Annotated in this window: 1 protein-coding gene; it reads right to left on the reverse strand. The window is 53.8% G+C overall.

Going from position 1 to position 416, the window contains the following annotated elements:
* On the reverse strand, positions 1-416 hold a 416-nt coding region (locus tag D7X99_RS42100; protein WP_121782598.1), incomplete at both ends, for a molybdopterin-dependent oxidoreductase.

The raw sequence follows: 416 nt of genomic DNA on the forward strand, positions 1-416 counted from the left end.
AGCATACCCAGCGCGCGGGAGAATTTTTGCGTTAAATAGCCGGTTTCGTTACTCGACGCGGAAGCACACAGCATCCCGGTGGAGAGCCAGCGGTTAACAGTCACGCCTTCGGCGTTTTGCGCAATGTAGTTAGCATCGCGGTCTTCTTTCATCAGTTTGGCGATGCGATCAAACGCCTCTTCCCAACTGATTTGCTGCCATTTATCAGAACCTGGCGCACGGTATTCCGGAAACTTCAGACGGCTTTCGGAGTGGATGAAATCCACCAGGCCAGCGCCTTTCGGACAAAGTGCACCGCGGTTGACCGGGTGATCCGGATCGCCTTCGATATGGAAGATAGATGCTTTGGCGTTTTTTGCTCCGTCACCGAGGCTGTACATCAACAGCCCACAGCCTACGGAACAATAGGTGCAGGT

This window comes from Corallococcus sp. AB032C (assembly GCF_003668935.1).
GTDB lineage: Bacteria > Myxococcota > Myxococcia > Myxococcales > Myxococcaceae > Corallococcus > Corallococcus exiguus.